The sequence below is a fragment of the Rhizobium sp. 0TCS1.26 genome (assembly GCF_050455525.1).
Classification (GTDB): domain Bacteria; phylum Pseudomonadota; class Alphaproteobacteria; order Rhizobiales; family Rhizobiaceae; genus Neorhizobium.
This window is the reverse complement of the sequence record NZ_JBCIYV010000002.1, coordinates 987,009-1,004,518: the sequence shown is the minus strand read 5'-3', so window position 1 is coordinate 1,004,518 and position 17,510 is coordinate 987,009. Positions and strand designations below refer to the sequence as shown.

23 protein-coding genes are annotated in these 17,510 nt (G+C 63.6%); 11 read left to right on the top strand and 12 right to left on the bottom strand.

From position 1 onward, the window contains the following. Entirely contained in the window at positions 1 to 705 is a 705-nt protein-coding gene (trmB, locus tag AAIH46_RS12085; protein ID WP_430306103.1) for a tRNA (guanosine(46)-N7)-methyltransferase TrmB, read from the top strand. 27 nt (positions 706 to 732) lie between these two features. Here trmB and AAIH46_RS12080 read toward each other — a convergent pair whose 3' ends face one another. The 4 genes from AAIH46_RS12080 to AAIH46_RS12065 all read right to left on the bottom strand — a co-directional run bounded on the left by AAIH46_RS12080 (position 733) and on the right by AAIH46_RS12065 (position 3,717). Beyond that, on the bottom strand, positions 733 to 990 hold the full coding sequence (locus tag AAIH46_RS12080) for a DUF1150 family protein (RefSeq protein ID WP_430306102.1): 258 nt from the start codon (positions 988 to 990) through the stop codon (positions 733 to 735). 43 nt (positions 991 to 1,033) lie between these two features. Then, a complete protein-coding gene (locus tag AAIH46_RS12075; protein ID WP_430306101.1) occupies positions 1,034 to 1,462 on the bottom strand; it encodes an Hsp20 family protein in 429 nt (142 codons plus the stop codon). Positions 1,463 to 1,579: 117 nt separating this feature from the next. Then, positions 1,580 to 2,479: a ribokinase gene (locus AAIH46_RS12070; RefSeq protein WP_430306100.1), complete on the bottom strand. Its 900-nt coding sequence runs from the start codon at positions 2,477 to 2,479 to the stop codon at positions 1,580 to 1,582. Between the two features lie 47 nt (positions 2,480 to 2,526). Next, on the bottom strand, positions 2,527 to 3,717 hold the full coding sequence (locus AAIH46_RS12065; RefSeq protein ID WP_430306099.1) for a DNA recombination protein RmuC: 1,191 nt from the start codon (positions 3,715 to 3,717) through the stop codon (positions 2,527 to 2,529). Positions 3,718 to 3,841: 124 nt separating this feature from the next. Between AAIH46_RS12065 and def the strand changes: the two genes are divergently transcribed. The 5 genes from def (at position 3,842) to truA (ending at position 6,873) form a co-directional block, all read left to right on the top strand. After that, positions 3,842 to 4,357 carry a peptide deformylase gene (gene def / locus AAIH46_RS12060; RefSeq protein WP_430306098.1) on the top strand — a complete coding sequence of 172 codons (516 nt, stop codon included), beginning with the start codon at positions 3,842 to 3,844 and terminating at the stop codon, positions 4,355 to 4,357. Positions 4,358 to 4,423: 66 nt separating this feature from the next. Further along, positions 4,424 to 4,693, top strand: coding sequence for a FitA-like ribbon-helix-helix domain-containing protein (locus AAIH46_RS12055; RefSeq protein WP_430306097.1), 270 nt, complete (start codon positions 4,424 to 4,426; stop codon positions 4,691 to 4,693). After that, the gene (locus AAIH46_RS12050) at positions 4,690 to 5,109 is read left to right on the top strand and encodes a type II toxin-antitoxin system VapC family toxin (RefSeq protein ID WP_430306096.1); all 420 of its coding nucleotides are present in this window, start codon (positions 4,690 to 4,692) and stop codon (positions 5,107 to 5,109) included. Before AAIH46_RS12055 ends, AAIH46_RS12050 begins: the two co-directional genes overlap by 4 nt. A gap of 19 nt (positions 5,110 to 5,128) precedes the next feature. Further along, positions 5,129 to 6,064, top strand: coding sequence for a methionyl-tRNA formyltransferase (gene fmt / locus AAIH46_RS12045; RefSeq protein WP_430306095.1), 936 nt, complete (start codon positions 5,129 to 5,131; stop codon positions 6,062 to 6,064). Further along, the gene (gene truA / locus AAIH46_RS12040; RefSeq protein WP_430306093.1) at positions 6,064 to 6,873 is read left to right on the top strand and encodes a tRNA pseudouridine(38-40) synthase TruA; all 810 of its coding nucleotides are present in this window, start codon (positions 6,064 to 6,066) and stop codon (positions 6,871 to 6,873) included. The genes fmt and truA overlap by 1 nt, the downstream gene beginning before the upstream one ends. On the opposite strand, the gene AAIH46_RS12035 is transcribed toward truA, so the two are convergent. The 4 genes from AAIH46_RS12035 to dapD are packed head-to-tail and all read right to left on the bottom strand — an operon-like array spanning position 6,820 to position 10,139. Continuing rightward, positions 6,820 to 7,416: a hypothetical protein gene (locus AAIH46_RS12035; RefSeq protein ID WP_430306092.1), complete on the bottom strand. Its 597-nt coding sequence runs from the start codon at positions 7,414 to 7,416 to the stop codon at positions 6,820 to 6,822. The two genes, truA and AAIH46_RS12035, sit on opposite strands and share 54 nt — an antisense overlap. Positions 7,417 to 7,445: 29 nt before the next feature. Further along, positions 7,446 to 8,063: a hypothetical protein gene (locus AAIH46_RS12030; protein WP_430306091.1), complete on the bottom strand. Its 618-nt coding sequence runs from the start codon at positions 8,061 to 8,063 to the stop codon at positions 7,446 to 7,448. Next, positions 8,050 to 9,243, bottom strand: a complete 1,194-nt coding sequence (dapE, locus tag AAIH46_RS12025) for a succinyl-diaminopimelate desuccinylase (RefSeq protein ID WP_430306090.1) — start codon at positions 9,241 to 9,243, stop codon at positions 8,050 to 8,052. The genes AAIH46_RS12030 and dapE overlap by 14 nt, the downstream gene beginning before the upstream one ends. Positions 9,244 to 9,269: 26 nt before the next feature. Further along, positions 9,270 to 10,139, bottom strand: coding sequence for a 2,3,4,5-tetrahydropyridine-2,6-dicarboxylate N-succinyltransferase (gene dapD / locus AAIH46_RS12020; RefSeq protein ID WP_430306089.1), 870 nt, complete (start codon positions 10,137 to 10,139; stop codon positions 9,270 to 9,272). Between the two features lie 144 nt (positions 10,140 to 10,283). On the opposite strand from dapD, the gene AAIH46_RS12015 reads away from it, so the two are divergent. After that, on the top strand, positions 10,284 to 11,159 hold the full coding sequence (locus AAIH46_RS12015; protein ID WP_430306088.1) for an LOG family protein: 876 nt from the start codon (positions 10,284 to 10,286) through the stop codon (positions 11,157 to 11,159). A gap of 39 nt (positions 11,160 to 11,198) precedes the next feature. Here AAIH46_RS12015 and AAIH46_RS12010 read toward each other — a convergent pair whose 3' ends face one another. Both AAIH46_RS12010 and AAIH46_RS12005 read right to left on the bottom strand, forming a co-directional pair. Then, positions 11,199 to 11,885 carry a hypothetical protein gene (locus tag AAIH46_RS12010; protein ID WP_430306087.1) on the bottom strand — a complete coding sequence of 229 codons (687 nt, stop codon included), beginning with the start codon at positions 11,883 to 11,885 and terminating at the stop codon, positions 11,199 to 11,201. A 103-nt stretch (positions 11,886 to 11,988) separates the two neighbouring features. After that, positions 11,989 to 12,699: a pyrimidine 5'-nucleotidase gene (locus AAIH46_RS12005; RefSeq protein ID WP_430306086.1), complete on the bottom strand. Its 711-nt coding sequence runs from the start codon at positions 12,697 to 12,699 to the stop codon at positions 11,989 to 11,991. 115 nt (positions 12,700 to 12,814) lie between these two features. Here AAIH46_RS12005 and AAIH46_RS12000 point away from each other — a divergent pair, with 115 nt between their 5' ends. Then, positions 12,815 to 13,720 carry an EamA family transporter gene (locus AAIH46_RS12000; protein WP_430306085.1) on the top strand — a complete coding sequence of 302 codons (906 nt, stop codon included), beginning with the start codon at positions 12,815 to 12,817 and terminating at the stop codon, positions 13,718 to 13,720. Here the strand turns inward: AAIH46_RS12000 and argB are convergent, their stop codons facing one another. After that, the gene (argB, locus tag AAIH46_RS11995) at positions 13,721 to 14,608 is read right to left on the bottom strand and encodes an acetylglutamate kinase (RefSeq protein ID WP_430306084.1); all 888 of its coding nucleotides are present in this window, start codon (positions 14,606 to 14,608) and stop codon (positions 13,721 to 13,723) included. Positions 14,609 to 14,737: 129 nt separating this feature from the next. Here argB and AAIH46_RS11990 point away from each other — a divergent pair, with 129 nt between their 5' ends. From AAIH46_RS11990 to AAIH46_RS11980, 3 genes are all read left to right on the top strand, one after another. Further along, positions 14,738 to 15,286 carry a sigma-70 family RNA polymerase sigma factor gene (locus AAIH46_RS11990; RefSeq protein WP_430306083.1) on the top strand — a complete coding sequence of 183 codons (549 nt, stop codon included), beginning with the start codon at positions 14,738 to 14,740 and terminating at the stop codon, positions 15,284 to 15,286. Further along, the gene (locus AAIH46_RS11985) at positions 15,283 to 16,023 is read left to right on the top strand and encodes an anti-sigma factor (RefSeq protein WP_430306082.1); all 741 of its coding nucleotides are present in this window, start codon (positions 15,283 to 15,285) and stop codon (positions 16,021 to 16,023) included. The genes AAIH46_RS11990 and AAIH46_RS11985 overlap by 4 nt, the downstream gene beginning before the upstream one ends. A 148-nt stretch (positions 16,024 to 16,171) precedes the next feature. Continuing rightward, complete coding sequence (locus tag AAIH46_RS11980) at positions 16,172 to 16,729, top strand: fasciclin domain-containing protein (RefSeq protein ID WP_430306081.1); 558 nt, start codon at positions 16,172 to 16,174, stop codon at positions 16,727 to 16,729. Between the two features lie 105 nt (positions 16,730 to 16,834). On the opposite strand, the gene yihA is transcribed toward AAIH46_RS11980, so the two are convergent. Next, on the bottom strand, positions 16,835 to 17,494 hold the full coding sequence (yihA, locus tag AAIH46_RS11975; RefSeq protein WP_430306080.1) for a ribosome biogenesis GTP-binding protein YihA/YsxC: 660 nt from the start codon (positions 17,492 to 17,494) through the stop codon (positions 16,835 to 16,837). Between the last annotated feature and the right edge of the window lie 16 nt (positions 17,495 to 17,510).

Genomic DNA, 17,510 nt, shown 5'->3' with positions numbered 1-17,510 from the left:
ATGGCTGAGGAAACCGAGCGCCGATCGCGCGCCACAGAGGCGTTCTACGGTCGGCGCAAGGGCAAGCAACTGAGGGAGCGTCAGGTCGACCTGATGACGACGCTCCTGCCGTCCTTGAAGGTGGATCTGGCGCAGCCTGCGCCGGACGACCTCAAGACGCTGTTTGCGCGCCCGGTCGAGAACCTGCGCCTGGAAATCGGCTTCGGTGGCGGCGAACATCTTGTGCATCGCGCTGGTGAGAACCCTGCAACGGGTTTCATCGGCGTCGAGCCCTTCGTCAATTCCATGGCGAAGCTGCTGGCACAGGTGAGCGAACGGCAACTGGACAATATCCGCGTCCATGACGACGATGCGACGCAGCTGCTCGACTGGATGCCGGAGGCATCGATCGATCGCATCGACCTTCTCTACCCGGATCCATGGCCGAAGAAGAAGCACTGGAAGCGGCGCTTCGTATCGCAGGTCAATCTTGAACGATTTCATCGGGTGCTGAAGCCGGGCGGGCTGTTCTGCTTTGCCTCCGACATCGACACCTATGTCAACTGGACGCTGCAGCATCGCCGCGCCCATGGCGGCTTTCAATGGACTGCCGAGCAGCCGTCCGACTGGCTCGAACCCTTCGCCACCTGGCCGGGAACCCGCTATGAGGCGAAAGCCCGGCGCGAGGGCCGCTCTTCCGCCTATCTGACATTTCGCCGGGTCTGACTCGACGTGCCGTTCTGGCCTTGACCGCTAGTGCAGGCTAACGGTCTTCAGGTCGTCTTCGGCTGCCTTGAAGAAGGTGCTGGAACGGTTGTCGGTCAGCAGGATCGGCGTGCCATCGGCGCCGAACAGCGCCCAGAGGTCAAGAGCGGGATCGATATCCGGAGCCTCGGGAAAACAGCGGGAAACCTCTTCGGAACGCATCCGGCGGATATAACCGATCTCGCCGGAGCCAAGGTGAGCCAACTCGGATTGCGTCAGCTGCGAGGTCGCATTTTTGAGGAGCATGGAAGCCTCCGTCCATTCATGTCTGGCACTGCTGCCAAGACAGTTAATCTGAGACGGAAATGTTAATTTTTCGCACCATGCGCGCCGGTTCGGGCCGGATAAGATCAATGGCAAGAAGCCCGTTGCGCAGGCTCGCGCCACCCACCTGCATGCCGTCCGCAAGCACGAAGACGCGCTGGAACTGGCGCGCCGCGATGCCCCGGTAGAGGTAGTCGCGCTCGCCCGTCTCGCTCTGCCGGCCGCGGATCGTCAACTGGTTCTCCTCGACGCTGACGTCGAGATCCTCTTCCGAAAAGCCGGCCACCGCCAGCGTCACCCGCAGGCGATCCGGTTCGCCGGCACTGGTCGGCCGCAGCCGCTCTATGTTGTAGGGCGGGTAGCCATCATTCGCCTTGGCCAGCCGCTGAAGGGCGACCTCCATGGTATCGAAGCCGAGGAGAAGCGGGCTCGCGAACTGTGTCATTCTGCTCATCGTGCAGTCCTTGATGTCAAGCGACTTCGGAGCGCACCCCGAAGGCATGCGCGGCGTCCACGATATATGGGAGGCGCCGCGCTGCCACGCAAGCGGGGCAGGTTGTTGAGCTCTGCCTCAGATCCGCTCCGCGACTTCCGCCGAGAGCGGAATGGCAGGCTGCGCACCCTTCTTCAAGCAGGCGAGCGAACCGGCGACTGCTGCACGTCTGAGCGCTGCGGCAAAGTCCAGGCCCTGATCGAGGCCGGCAGCGAGGTAGCCGCAGAACGTGTCTCCCGCACCCACCGTATCGACCGGCTCGATCTCCAGGCCTTTGGTCGTCAGCACCGCGCCGTCGTGAAGTGCCACCACGCCATCGGCGCCGAGCGTCACCACCAACGTCTGGCCGGTGCGCCCATGCAGGTCGTGCATCGCCGCCAACCGCTGATCGGGATCGAGAGACTGGCGGCCGATCAGCAGGTCGAACTCCGTCTCATTGGCAACGACGATCGATGCCAGCTCGCTGAGAGCAATCGCATCCTCCGTCAGCGGCGCGGTATTGAACATCGTCCGAACGCCCTTCGCCCGGGCGGCGATCATGGCGGCGCGCACCGCCGGGGCAGGCACCTCCATCTGCAGCATCAGGATATCTCCGGCCTTCATCGCCGCGACAGTAGCTTCGGCATCCGTCGTCGTGACGGTGCCATTGGCACCTGGGACGACAACAATCATGTTCTCGCCATCGCCGCCGACCAGGATCAGCGCCGTGCCGGTCGGCTCCTCCGTTCGCCTGACTGCGGAGAGATTGGCGCCAGCCTGGCCGAGGAGCGCAAGCGCCGGTTCTGCGAAGGCGTCACGCCCAACGGCGCCGATCATGGAAACGGTGGCACCGGCCCGCGCTGCGGCCAGTGCCTGATTGGCGCCCTTGCCGCCGGCCGCAGTGGAGAACGCGCTACCGGCGACGGTTTCCCCCGGCTGCGGAAGGCGTGCCGTGGTGGCGATGAGGTCCATGTTGATGGAGCCGAAGACGGTGATCATGGGTCTGTTCCTGGCGTGTCGGTCTGCCCGGACACTGCCCGACGCGGTCAATCCTCGTCAACCACCCGCAGCTTCAGCATTCCCGTCCGGCTCTCGACGCTGCGCTCCGGTTCCGGCTCCTGAGCCGCGGACGAGAGGGGCGGCGGTTCGAGATCCAGCGCCCCGATGCGTGCGCCGCGCCGCGTCAGCTTGTCGGAGGAGGTGACGATCTGCTCGACATCGCGTTGTGCCGACTGGAAATGCGCCTGCAGCTTTCGGGTCCGTTCGTCCAGCCGCACGAGATCGTCCATCAGCAGCGCCACTTCGCCCTGGATCCGATGCGCCTGCTCGCGCATCCGCTGGTCCTTCAACAGCGCCTGCAGCACCTGGATCGACAGCATCAGCAGGGACGGCGAGACGATGACGATGCGCGATCGCTGCGCCTTTTGCACCACGCCCTCGAAGTGCTCATGGATTTCGGCAAAGATCGACTCCGACGGTACGAACAGAAAGGCGGTGTCTTGCGTCTCGCCGACGATCAGGTACTTCTCCGAGATGTCCTTGATATGGGTCTCCAGATCGCGGCGAAACTGCTGGCCGGCGGCCTTTCGGACATCCGGTTGCGTCGCGTCGCGAAACGCATGCCAGGCCTCCAAGGGAAATTTCGCATCGATGACCAGCGGCGGAGCGCCGTTCGGCATGCTGATCGTGCAGTCGGGCCTGAGGCCGTTCGACAGCGTCGCCTGGAACGTGTAGGCGCCCATCGGCAGGCCGTCGGCGACGATCGTCTCCATACGCCCCTGGCCGAACGCTCCGCGGGTCTGTTTGTTGGAGAGGATCGCCTGGAGGCCGACGACATCCTTTGCCAGCGTCTGGATGTTGCTCTGCGCCGCATCGATCACCGCCAGCCGTTCCTGCAACTTGCGCAGGTTGTCGTGGGTGGACTTGGTCTGCTCGGTGATCGTCGAACCGAGCCGGTGGGTCATGCCGTCCAGCCGCTGGTTGACGGCCCGGTTGAGTTCCGCCTGGCGAGAGCTCATGGCATCTGCCATGGCCGAGACCCGCCCCTGCATCTCGATCTGCGCCCTGAGCAGCTCCGCCAGCCGCGCATCCGCTTCCGCCCGCTCGCGCCTCGAAGACCGTCTGGCGGCGAAGGCAATGATGAGGCCTATGGCAAGGCCGGCAAGCAGGATCAGGCCGCCCGTACCTTGCAAGGCAAAAGCAATTCGGTCGAATAATGCGAGTGACGGGTTCTGCATCCGCGGACGCTAGCCGAGTCCGGGCGTCGGGGAAAGATCAAAACAGGAACAAATCCCAATAGTCGGTCGATTCTCTGAGCGACGACCTTTTCATTTCTGACGAAGATGGGTTATGGGAAAATCCATGACCATCAAGCCTCTCATCATCCTTCCCGATCCCGTTCTGCGTCAGGTTTCGCAGCCCATCGAGCGCGTTGACGCAGACACCCTGAAGCTCGCCGACGACATGCTCGAAACCATGTACGAGGCGCCGGGCATCGGTCTAGCTGCGATCCAGATCGGCGTGCCGCGCCGGATGCTGGTCATCGATATCTCGCGCGAGGGCGAGGAGAAGACGCCGCTGGTGATCATCAATCCGGAGATCCTCAAGGTGTCGGACGAGGGTTCGGTCTACGATGAAGGCTGTCTCTCGATTCCCGAGTATTACGCGGAGGTTGAGCGACCGGCGGCCGTCACCGTCAAGCATGTCGGCCGCGACGGCAAGGACCATGTGCTGGAAGCCGACGGCCTTCTGGCGACCTGCCTACAGCATGAGATCGACCACCTGAACGGCGTGCTGTTCATCGACCACATCTCGCGCCTGAAGCGCGACATGGTGATCAAGCGCTTCACCAAGGCGGCCAAGGCGAAGGCCGTCTGATCAGCGCGGCTTGAAGCCGTCCCCATCGCCGCCTATGATATCTGCCGATATCAAGGAGGACTGCCGATGGGTGACCTGCTGATCCGCAATATCCCCGATGCCATCCGTCAAAGCCTTGCGGAACGTGCCGAGCGGTCGGGCCGCAGCGTCTCGGACGAGGTGACGGAAATTCTTCATCGCGAGCTGCAGGGGATCGCTGATAGGAAACTGGAGTCCGCAGGGCAGCGTCTGCGGCCCCTCGTCGCAAGCGATGCGAGCTGGACGGACGAAGAACTTGCGGCAATCGAGGCTCTGCGCCACTCCAACGACCGCAAGCCCCCGCGTTTCGATGAATGATCGTTCTCGATACCAACGTCTATTCGGAATTGAAGGGCCGCACCTACAGCGATCACTTGCTGCGATGGCTCGATGGCTTGCCCGTATCGACTGTCTATTTAACGATCATCACCGTTGCGGAGACGCACTTCGGGTTTGCCCTTCTGCCTGAGGGAGTGCGTAAGGCTAAGCTGATAGAGACATACGCCGTTCTAGAGGAGGAATTCAGCGAGCGTATCCTGCCATTCTCAACGGGTGCTGCTCACCTTTACGGAATCATCGCAGCCCGCCGTCATCTTGCAGGTCGCCAGATCGAAACAAAGGACGCCATGATCGCAGCGATCTGCTTCACCCATGGCGCGACACTTGCAACGCGCAACACAAAAGACTTCTGGGGGCTTGATCTTCGGCTCGTGAACCCGTTTGAAGGCGCCTGACGAACAGGACCCGGATCCAATGGCTCTACGCATCATCTTCATGGGCACGCCGGATTTTTCCGTGCCGACCCTGCGGTCGCTGGTCGACGCCGGCCACGAAATCGCCGCGGTCTACACCCAGCCGCCGCGCCCGGGTGGCCGGCGCGGGCTTGACCTGCAGAAATCCCCCGTTCATCAGGCGGCGGAACTGCTCGGGCTTACGGTGCACACGCCGGTCAATTTCAAGGATCCGGAGGAGCGCACTTTCTTCAAGGCAATCAACGCCGATGTGGCGGTCGTCGTCGCCTATGGTCTGCTGCTGCCCGTCGAGGTACTCGAGGCGACACGTCTCGGCTGCTACAACGGTCACGCTTCTCTGCTGCCGCGCTGGCGAGGCGCGGCACCTATCCAGCGCGCCATCATGGCTGGCGATGAAAAGACCGGCATGATGGTGATGCAGATGGAAAAAGGCTTGGATACCGGCCCCATCGCCCTGACGAGCGAAGTCAAGATTGAGCCGGAGATGACGGCAGGCGAGCTGCACGACCGGCTGATGCTGATCGGCGCGCGGACGATGGCGGAGGCGATGAACCGGCTGGAGGCGGGTGACCTGCCGCTCACACCGCAGCCGGAGGAGGGCGTGCTCTATGCGGCCAAGATCGACAAAAGCGAGACGCGCATCGATTTCTCCCGGCCCGCTGCCAAGGTCCACAACCACATCCGCGGCCTGTCGCCTTTCCCGGGTGCTTGGTTCGAAGCGGAGATCAATGGCCGGCCGGAGCGCATCAAGGTGCTGCGCAGCGGGCTGGCCGACGGCAACGGCGAGCCGGGCACGGTGCTCGACGACCAACTGACGGTCGCCTGCGCCAATGGGGCGGTTCGCCTGACGCGCCTGCAGAAGGCCGGCGGCAAGCCGCTCGAGGCCACCGACTTCCTGCGCGGCACGCCGCTTGCCCGTGGATCGAGGATCGGCTGATGCCGCGCTTCAAGCTGACCGTCGAATATGACGGCACCCCCTACGTCGGCTGGCAGCGCCAGGACAACGGGCATTCGGTACAGGCGGCGATCGAAGCGGCGATCCTGAAGCTGACGCAGGAAGCCGTCGTCGTTCGCGGCGCCGGGCGTACCGATTCCGGCGTCCACGCACTCGGCCAGGTGGTACATGCCGACCTGTCCCGGTTCTGGGTGCCCTACAAGCTGCGCAACGCGCTGAATGCCCACCTGAGGATGGCCGGCGAAAAGGTCTCGATCGTCGAGGCGGAATCCGCCCCGGACAGCTTCGATGCTCGCTTCTCCGCTCTTCGTCGCCACTACCTCTACCGCATCATTTCACGCCCTGCGCCGCTTGCCATCGAAGCGAAGCGGGCATGGTGGGTGTCGAAGGACCTCGACCACGAAGCCATGCATGCCGCCGCTCAGATGCTCGTTGGCCACCACGATTTCACGACGTTCCGCTCCGCGCACTGCCAGGCGAAAAGCCCGATGCGGACGCTTGATCGGCTGGATGTGACGCGCAGCGGCGAGCTGATCGAGATCCGCGCATCGGCGCAGAGTTTCCTGCACAACCAGATCCGCTCATTCGCGGGCACCCTGAAAATGGCCGGCGAGGGGAAGATGACACCACTGGACGTTCGCCTGGCGCTCGAGGCGAGGGACCGTGCCGCCTGCGGTCCGGTGGCGCCGCCGGACGGCCTCTACTTCATGCAGGTGGACTATCCCGCCGATGACGCCTCAGTTGGGGTAGACGCCGAGGAACTTCTCGAGGACGTCGGACACCAGGAGTGACGGCACGATCAGCACCATCGTCAGCGTTGCCACCATCAATGTCTGGTCGCCGAGCAGCATCTTGAAGATCCGCGTCAGGGCGATGATCAGCGACAGGATCGCTGCCAGCCACAACAGCGCGATGATCGCCGTCAGCCCCGGCAGGGCGATCAGCATCAGGCTCAGCACGCCGTAAATATAGGCGAACGGTACCGACAGCCAGTTGGTGATGAGGACGATGGCCGGGAAATGTCTGCCGAACCCCATCACCAGCGCCAGCACGCCGGCCAACACCAGCGGCAGCAGCCAGTTGGCAGCTTCCAGCATGCCCATGCGCAGGAAAAAGATACCGCCCAGCGATTGCCCCTCCGGCAGCCCCTGCAGGTAGGCAAGCCGCCACCAGATCCACGAGGAAGCAATCGCTGGCAGCGACCAGACGATCGCCCAAAAGGAACGCATCATGCCGCGATCGCTGATGTCGAGACAGCGGAAGCCTGCAGGATTGCCCCTCACCAGCAGCCACAGGCCGGAGATGTACAGTCTGACTTCAGAAATGGGGGGCAAGGCAGCGACCTCGGAGCAGGATGTCAGGTTCAACCATGGGGCAGGCGCAGTCCCATCGACGTTTCAAGCATCGACACAATGTAGGTCGCCGGCAGCGCCACGAGAACCATCAGAGCGCTGCGTCGCACGAGAGATCCGCCAACGACCGTCCGCAGGGCGAGCCAGGCGATGACGATCGCGCCGACGGATGCGCCCACCAGCAGAGCGGCTTTGAGCAGGCTGAAGACGATCGAATCGTCCGGCAACATCGCGATCGGATAGACAATACCATAGGCAAGATAGAGTGCCGGCACCGCCGCCCAGTTCATCAGCACCACCAGCGGCCTCAGCAGCGGCCGCAGGCCGAGCAGCAGGCCGAACAGCATCAGGCAGCCGAGCGACAACACCCAGCCCGCCGTCTGCAATGCCATCGCCTGGAACAGGAAGGTAATCGTCGAGCGGCCAAGGTCTGGCGACACCTGCAGGAATTCGATGCGGCGCAGGACCGCATGGACGATGATTGCCGGCAGGCAAATCACGAAGGCGAGGAAGGACCGCACCACGCCCTCGTCGGATATGTCGAAGTTGGAAAGCCCGCGCGCGTCGCCCCTCACCAGCAGCCAGAGACCGGCAAGCTGGTGCTGCACCAGATCGCTAAGCGACGGCATTCGCAAACCATCGCTCGAGAAACAGCGCGTAGATCCGGGTGAGCGTCTCGAGATCCGCGACGGAGACGCGTTCGTCCACCATGTGCATCGTCTGCCCCACCAGGCCGAACTCGACGACCGGGCAGTAGTCCTTGATGAACCGCGCGTCGGAGGTGCCGCCGGTGGTGGAAAGCCCCGGCTGCCGACCGGTCACCGTTTCGACAGCCGCCGACAGCGAAGACACGAGCGCATCGTCGCGCGTCAGGAACACGTGGCTCGGGCGTTCCGACCAGGTGATCTCGTAGCCGATCGCCTCGCGGCCGGGCCGCAGTCGCTGATCGGCGGCAGCCGTGTCCAGCCGGCGGATCAGCTCGGCCTGCAGGCTTTCCGCCGTCCAGCTGTCGTTGAAGCGGACATTGAAGGCGAAGCTCGCCTTGGCTGGGATGACATTCGTCGCCGTATTGCCGGTGTCGATCGTGGTGACTTCCAGATTGGTCGGCTGGAAATTCTCGGTCCCCGCGTCGAGCGGCGGGTCCATCAGCGCCAGTGCCATCATCGAAGCGGCGCGCAACGGATTGTCGGCTAGGTGCGGATAGGCTGCATGGCCCTGGATGCCGCGCACCGTGACGAAGCCGGAGATCGACCCGCGGCGGCCGATCTTGATCATGTCGCCGAGCGTCTGCGGATTGGTCGGCTCGCCGACAACCGCCGCATCCCAGCGTTCGCCCTTGTCTTTCGCCCACTCCAGGAGCTTCACGGTGCCGTTGATCGCCGGGCCTTCCTCGTCACCAGTGATCAGCAGCGATACGGATCCGGCAGGCGGGCCATGCTTTTCGACGTGGCGGGCGACGGCTGCGATGAAGCAGGCGATGCCGCCCTTCATGTCGACCGCGCCGCGGCCGAACAGCATTCCGTCGGCGATCTCCGCGGCGAACGGCGGATGCGACCAGCTGGCTTCGTCGCCCACCGGCACCACGTCCGTGTGGCCGGCGAACATCAGGTGCGGGCCGGTGCTCCCGAGCCGGGCATAAAGGTTTTCGACATCGGGCGTGCCGGCCTCCGTCGCGACGACGCGGTCGACCGAGAAGCCGAGCGGCGACAGCATGGTCTCAAGAGCCGACAGCGCCCCGCCTTCGGCCGGGGTGACCGAGGGGCAGCGGATGAGCGTCTGCAGATTGACGACGGGATCGGTGGCAGACATCGAAGCCTCGAGGGGTCAGGAAAGGGTCAGTCGCGCAGCAGTTCGTTGATGCCGGTCTTCGAACGGGTTTTTTCGTCGACCCGCTTTACGATGACGGCGCAGTAGAGATGCGGCGCCGGCTGGCCGTTGCCCATCACGGCATTGGCCGACGGCATGGAACCCGCGACAACGACGGAATAGGGCGGGACTTCGCCATAGGTCACTTCGCCCGTGGCGCGATCGACGATCTTCGTCGATTTGCCGATATAGACGCCCATGCCGAGCACAGAGCCTTCGCGAATGATGCAGCCTTCGACGACTTCCGAGCGAGCGCCGATGAAGCAGTTGTCCTCGATGATCGTCGGTCCGGCCTGCATCGGTTCGAGAACGCCGCCGATGCCGACGCCGCCGGACAGGTGCACATGCTTGCCGATCTGCGCGCACGAGCCGACGGTCGCCCACGTATCGACCATCGTGCCTTCATCGACATAGGCACCGAGGTTGACGAACGACGGCATCAGCACGACGTTCTTGGCGACGTAGGCCGAGCGGCGCACGACGGCGTTCGGGACGGCGCGGAAGCCGGCGGAGCGGAATTCCGTCTCTCCCCAGCCTTCAAACTTCGACGGCACCTTGTCCCACCACGTGGAGGCGCCGGGACCGCCCTTGACGACCTCCATGTCGTTCAGCCGGAACGACAGGAGCACCGCCTTCTTCAGCCACTGATGAACCGTCCAGTTGCCGTCCGCGCCGCGCGAGGCAACCCGCAGCGTGCCGCTGTCGAGCAGGTTCAGTGCCTCTTCCACGCCGTCGCGAACTTCGCCCCTGGTCGCCGTGTTGACGCTGTCACGCTCGTCGAAGGCCTTTTCGATTGTTACTTCGAGGGCGGAGAAATCCTTGGCTTCGGGGCTGGTCATGGGAATTCCTTGGAGGTCGTGGGATCGTGATGAGGGGAAGCCCTCTGCCGGCTGGCAAAATGGTATCTTTTGCTCTAAGCGACCGCCACTCAAGCGTCAATGCGGTTTGGCGCGCAAGTGATTCGAGCCCTGAAGGAAACGATCATGGCGTCAGCCCACAACGACAAGCTGAGACGCAAGGACGGGGTCTTCGACCCGCTGAAGGATAGCTCCGTTGACAAGCTGCGGGCCCGCGCCATTCCGAAGACGCCGCAGTCGGTCTCGCCCTCCTACCGGCTGGCCTATACCGACGAAGATTTCCTCTGCCGTGACGAATTGCGTCCGGTCCGGCTGCAGCTGGAGCTCTTGAAGACGGAGATGATCCTCGCCGAGATGGGCATCAAGTCCACCGTGGTGCTGTTCGGCGGCGCCCGCATTCCGGAACCCGGCACGGAGCCCTGGGCGGCACGCAACGACGTGCAGCGCAAGAACCTGCAGGAGGCATCCGTCTACTACGAGGAGGCGCGCAAGTTTGCAGGTCTCTGCGCCAAGCATTCCGCGACGCTCGATCACCATGATTTCGTTGTGGTCACCGGCGGCGGACCGGGCGTCATGGAAGCGGGCAATCGCGGCGCGGCGGAAGCCGGTGCGCCGACCATCGGTCTTAACATCCTGCTGCCGCATGAGCAGGCGCCGAACCCGTATGTTACGCCGGAACTGAGCTTCAACTTCCACTATTTCGCCATCCGCAAGATGCATTTCCTGATGCGCGCACGGGCGATCGCGGTCTTCCCCGGTGGCTTCGGCACGCTCGACGAACTGTTCGAGGCGCTGACCCTCATCCAGACACGTCGCATGGAGCGGATCCCGCTGATCCTGTTTGCCGAAAAATTCTGGCGCAGCATCGTCAATTTTGAAGCCCTGGCGGATTTCGGCACGATTGCCCCGGAAGACATGGAGCTGATCAGCTTCGTCGAGACGGCGGAAGAGGCATGGCAGGTGGTCGCCGACTTCTATGAGATTGAAAAAGCCCGCCCCTGAGGCGTCAGGAGCGGGCTTCCGTCAAGTATGATCTGACGATCAGATCGGGCGGTTCGGCAGGTCGTCGACGGTGATGGAGCCATCCTTGTCGCGGTCCATGCGGACAAACAGCTTGTCGACCGCGGCGGTGGCTTCAGCCTTGCTGATCTGGCCGTTTTCGTCGGTATCGACCATCCGCATCATCGCATAGCCACCCATCATGCCGCGCGGGCCCATGCCTTCGCGCATCCCGTGGCGGGGACCGTCGCGATGATGGCGGCCGGGACCACGTTCGCCATTGGCCGCGTGGCGGCCGGGCTTGGCGTCGGGACCATCGTCACCCGCAGGTGCCGGCGGAGCGTCACCTTCGGCCATTTCCGGTTCGTCGTCATTGTCGGCAGCGTCAGCGCGGTCGGCACGACGCTTTTCGCGCCACTCTTCCATGCGCGCCTCGCGGTACTTGCGCAGTTCGCCGGGGGTCAGCGATCCGTCCTTGTCTGAGTCGGCGGCCAGGAACATCTGGTCGGACCACGCCGTGACTTCATCCTTGGAAATCTTGGCATCCTTGTTCGTGTCGGCATTCTTCAGAAGCCGGATGAACATCATGTCCTGCATCATGGCGCGCTCCGGGCCACGGCCTGGGCCATGATCGGGACGTCCACCTGGAGCGGCAAAACTGGCGGGTGCGGCGGCACCGACGAGGAATGTCGCGCCGAGGGCTGCCAGAGCGAATTTCTTGATTGTCATGGGGTGCTTCCTTTTCCTGTTGTTCTCCACAAAAGGTAGGGATGCACGGCCGCCTTCACCACTTAAACATCGGTAATCTCGATGAAATTTTGGTAAGGTTGCCTCAGCTGCCGATGGCGGATCGCAGAAACGACGTCAAATCGTCGGTCATGTAATCGACGTTGGGATCGGCGTCTTCCGCCTGTTCCCAACGCTCAATCACGAAGTCGCCGAGGTTGCGCGGCACCAGCAGCACCGTCTTCATCCCAAGCGCCCGCGGCACCTCCAGATTGCGGGGCAGGTCCTCGAACATCACGGCATTGCGGGTATCGACGCGGTTGAGGCTGGCAAACTTGTCGTAGGTCGCACCGGCCGGCTTCGGCACATATTCCGCAGCCACGATGTCGAAGATGTCGTCGAAGTGGTCGAGGATGCCGAGCGCCCGGGCGGCGGCCTGTGCATGCGCCACGGTGCCGTTGGTGAAGATGAACTTGCGGCCAGGCAGGGCCTTGATCGCATCGCCCAGTTCCGGATGCGGCAGGAGCGTCGAGTAATCGATCGCATGTGCCTGTTCGAGAAAGGCGTTTGGATCCACCTCGTGGTGAACCATCAGCCCGCGCAGCGTGGTGCCGTGTTCATGGTAGTAGCGCTTCTGCAGCAGGCGCGCTTCCGCCGGCTCCATCTGCAGCAACTCGGCCACGAAGGCGGTCATGTTGCGGTCGATCTGCGAGAACAGGTTGATGTGATGCGGATAGAGCGTGTTGTCTAGATCGAAGACCCAGTCACGAATATCGGCAAAATCTTTGGCGTCGGGCATGTTGTTCAGCTGTGGCATCCGGGTTTTATGCCCTGTGTCGGCACGGAAGGAAAGCGCCCGCTTCGTGTCGATCGGAACCGCAGGAGGCGGGCGGCGGCTTGGCGGCGGTCAACCGGCATGCTAGCGCGGCAGGATGGAACTGTGGATCCCGATCACCATTGCTGCCGCCTTTCTGCAGAACCTGCGGTCGGCGCTGCAGAAGCATCTGCAGGGTCGTCTCGGCACGCGCGGGGCCAGCTTCGTCCGCTTCGGCTTTGGGTTTCCGGTGGCGGTCTGCTACGTCATCGCCCTTCACCTGATCGGCGGATACCGCCTGCCGGTGCCGGGGCTCACCTTTGCGGTCTGGGCGGTCGTCGGCGGACTGGCGCAGATCTATGCGACGATCATGCTGGTCTACCTGTTCTCGCTGCGCAATTTTACCGTCGGCACCGCCTATTCGAAGACCGAGCCGGTGCAGGCGGCGCTGTTCGGGCTGATCATTCTCGGCGAAACGCTCACCGCCGGCGCGATCGCGGCGATCATTGTCGGCGTTCTCGGCGTGATGGTGATTTCGGTTGCCCGTTCGCCGCTGACATTTGCCGGCCTGTTCCGCGCGCTGGTCAGCCGGACGGCGCTGATCGGCATCGCGTCGGGCGCCGTTTTCGGCATTTCCGCGGTTGCCTATCGCACAGCGTCACTCTCGCTCGACGGCCCGAACGTCGTGATGCAGGCCGGCTTCACGCTTGCCTGCGTCACAGCCTTCCAGACGGTGTTCATGCTGGTGTGGATGCTGATCTCCGACGCCTCGGAGATCGGTCGCGTGGCACGGGCCTGGCGTTCCTCGGCGCTGGTCGGGCTGGCAGGCGTCATCGGGTCAGCCGGCTGGTTTACCGCGATGACGCTGCAGCAGGTCGCCTATGTCCGCGCGCTCGGCCAGATAGAGCTGGTGTTCACCTTCATCTCGTCGGTGTTCCTGTTCAAGGAGAAGATCAACCGGCTGGAACTGCTCGGATGCCTGCTGATCGTCACAGGCATCCTGGCATTGCTGTTCTGGTCCTGATCAGGGAACCAGCAGGGTTCCCGCACCGCCTTCGGTGAAGATTTCGAGCAGCACGGCATGCGAGGTCTTGCCGTTCAGGATCACGACGCCCTGGACGCCGGCGCGGATGGCCTCGATGCAGGTCTCGACCTTGGGGATCATCCCGCCCGAAATCGTGCCGTCCTTGATCAGCGCCTGCGCCTGGGCAACCGACAGTTCCTTGATGAGGTTCTTGTCCTTGTCCAGCACGCCCGGCACGTCGGTGAGGAACAGCAGGCGGTCGGCGCGCAGCGCGCCGGCGATCGCACCGGCAAAGGTGTCGGCGTTGATGTTGTAGGTCGCACCGTCGCGGCCAGGCGCAACCGGGGCGATGACCGGGATCATTTCGGACTTGGCCAAGAGGTCGAGCAGCGTCCGGTCGACTTCCACCACCTCGCCGACGAAGCCGAGATCGAGCACGCGTTCGATGTTGCTGTCGGGGTCGATGACGGTCTTCTTGGCCTTTTCGGCAAACACCATGTTGCCGTCCTTGCCGCAGAGCCCGATCGCCCACTCGCCCGTCTGGTTGATGAGCGCGACGATTTCCTTGTTGATCGATCCCGCAAGCACCATCTCGACGATTTCTACAGTCTTGGCGTCGGTGACGCGCAGGCCGCCCTCGAACTTCGATTCGATCCCCATCTTGGTGAGCATCGCGCCGATCTGCGGCCCGCCGCCGTGCACGACGATCGGATTGACCCCCGACTGTTTCAGAAGCGCGATGTCGGCGGCAAAAGCCTTGCCCAGTGTCGAATCGCCCATGGCATGCCCGCCATACTTCACCACGATCGTCTTGTTCTCGTAACGCTGCATGAAGGGCAGGGCCTGCGTCAGCAATTGCGCCTGCATTTCGCTCTCGGAAAGGGACATGGATACACCTCTGGAACCTGCGGTGCGGACTTGTACCCCATGTTTTTCAATGAGGAAACAATCCGCCGGCAACAATTGCCCGTAACACTGTCACGTCTGCCCCCTGGGCATCGACGGGCGGAGGATGACATGGTGACGCATCAGGATGAGCTTTCAGAACTCGTTGCGCGCATCGCCCTCAGGGACCGCGCCGCCTTTGCCGCGCTCTATGCCCGCAGTTCGCCGAAACTTTTCGGCGTCGCCCTGCGTATCCTCAAGGATCGTGGCGAGGCCGAAGAGGCATTGCAGGAAATCTACGTGAAGATTTGGGCCAAGGCCGAGCGCTTCGCCGGGTCGCAGGGCACGGGCATGGCGTGGCTTTGCGCGATTGCCCGCAACCATGCGATCGACGTCCTGCGTGCCCGTCGCCCGCCAGCCGACCCGATCGGCGACGACGGGCTCGACGTGGTGGATCTGGCGCCGGATCCGGAAGAGGCCTGCCTGTTGCGCGGCGAGGGAAGACGCATTGACAGGTGCATGCAAGAGTTGGATTCTGACCGGGCAGGCGCTGTTCGAAGCGCGTATGTCGAAGGTCTGAGCTATCAGGAACTGGCGGAACGCCATCAAGTGCCGCTGAACACGATGCGGACCTGGCTGCGCCGGAGCCTGCTCAAGCTGAGAGAGTGCATGGATCGATGACGAGACCCGACCAGAGCGAAGGTGACCGTGCCCGGGACGAAGTCCTTGCCGGCGAATACGTTCTTGGCGTCCTGTCCAACGAGGCACGGGCGAAGGTCGAGGCGCGGATCCGCAGCGACCGCCCGTTTGCCGCCATCGTCGCCCGTTGGGAGCAGAACCTTGCGGAACTCGACGAGGAATATGAAACCGTAGCGCCGCCGAACTACATCCTGCCTTCGATCGAGAAGCGGCTGTTCGGCGTGCCGGGTGACAGGTCTCGCGCCATGAGCGGCGGGAGGGTTTTGGCAGGCCTCTGGGGTTCCGTCGCGCTTTGGCGCGGCCTTGCGCTGATGTCGATCTTCCTGCTCGTCGGTACGGTGCTGTTTGCCGAGCGCCCGGGCGTGACCCGCGGCGGCAGTTCGCCACTGCTGGCGCAGATGCAGGCTGAGAACGATGCGGCCTTGAGCCTTGTCGCACACTATACCGCCGGCGACGGACGACTGAAGCTGACCCCGGTCGCCAATGCCGCGGCAGACCCGCACTCGCTGGAGCTTTGGATGATCCGCGGCAGCGATCCGGCTGTCTCTCTCGGTGTCCTGCCGCAGACCGGCGATGGCGAAGTGATCGTACCCGACCGCCTGCGGCCGGTCCTCGGCGACGGCGTGACGCTTGCCGTCAGCCTCGAACCATTGGGCGGCTCGCCGACGGGCGTCGCCACCGGTCCGGTGCTGGCCGCCGGGCCGCTCCGCAGGCCATGATCCGACGCGAGAACGAGGCCGAATAAAATTTCGCCCCGCTGAAACTCTCGTCATCGGCCTTCCGTCTCCTCTCCTGTTCCCGATCATCAGGAACGACGGGACCGGGCCTCGCCCGGCCGTTCATCGATAAGAGGAAGAGGATATGTCCATGTTCAAAACCACTCTCCGCACCACGGCCCTCATCGCCATTCTGTCTGCCAGCGCGCTTGCCACGCAGGCCGCCAATCCGCAGGTCGGCGGCGCCGCGATGTATGCCGACAAGAACATCGTCGAGAACGCCGTCAACTCGAAGGATCACACGACGCTTGTCGCCGCCGTCAAGGCTGCGGGGCTGGTCGAGACGCTGAGCGGCAAAGGGCCGTTTACCGTTTTCGCACCGACCAATGCTGCCTTCGCCAAGCTGCCTCAGGGCACTGGCGACACGCTGCTGAAGCCGGAAAACAAGGCGCAGCTCACCAAGGTGCTTACCTGCCACGTGGTCGCGGCGGATGCCATGTCGACGATGATCGCCAAGATGATCAAGGATGACGGCGGCGAGCATGACGTGACGACCGTCGGCGGTTGCGTCCTCAAGGCCAAGGAAGCCGGCGGCACCATCACCCTGACCGACGAGATGGGCGACGTCGCGTCCGTGACCATCGCCGACGTCAAGCAGTCCAACGGCGTGATCCACGTCATCGATGCGGTGATGCTGCCGAAGATGTAGTTCGGAAGAAGGCCGCCGCGCTCGACGCAGCGGCCATGCTCCACCGGTCTGGCGGCAAATGCTGTCCCGCCGTTGCCAACCGTTCTTTTACGGTCGGCTACGCCGTCAGACCGGCCTTCCGATCGTTTCGCCGATCGCCTGGCGCAATTCGTCGAGGCCCTCGCCCTTCTCAGAGGAGGTGGCGATGACGAACGGATAGGCCGCCGGGCGCTTGCGGATCTTTTCGAGCGTCTCCGCGGTCAGCCGCGTCACGGCCGGCGGCTTGATCTTGTCTGTCTTGGTCAGCACGACCTGGTAGGAGACGGCGGCCTTGTCGAGAAGGTTCAGCACCTCGTCGTCGTTCTTCTTCAGGCCATGGCGGCTGTCGATCAGCACATAGACGCGCTTCAGGGTCGAGCGACCGCGCAGATAGTCGAACACCAGTCGCGTCCACGCGTCGACGTTCTCCTTCGGCGCCTGCGCATAGCCGTAGCCCGGCATGTCGACGAGTGCCATCGGCGGCAGGTCGTCAGCCTGTCCGGAATAGCCCTCGGGCACGAAGTAGTTGAGCTCTTGGGTGCGGCCGGGTGTATTGGACGTCCGGGCAAGCCCCTTGTGGCCGACGAGCGCGTTGATCAGCGACGACTTGCCGACATTCGAGCGGCCGGCGAACGCCACTTCCAGCGGGCCTTCCGGCGGCAGGAACTCCATTGACGGCACGCCGCGGATGAAGATCCAGGGGCGACCAAAGAGTGGCCTTTCCTCGTTTGTCTGTTCTGCTGCCATGATGCCTTGTCGCAAA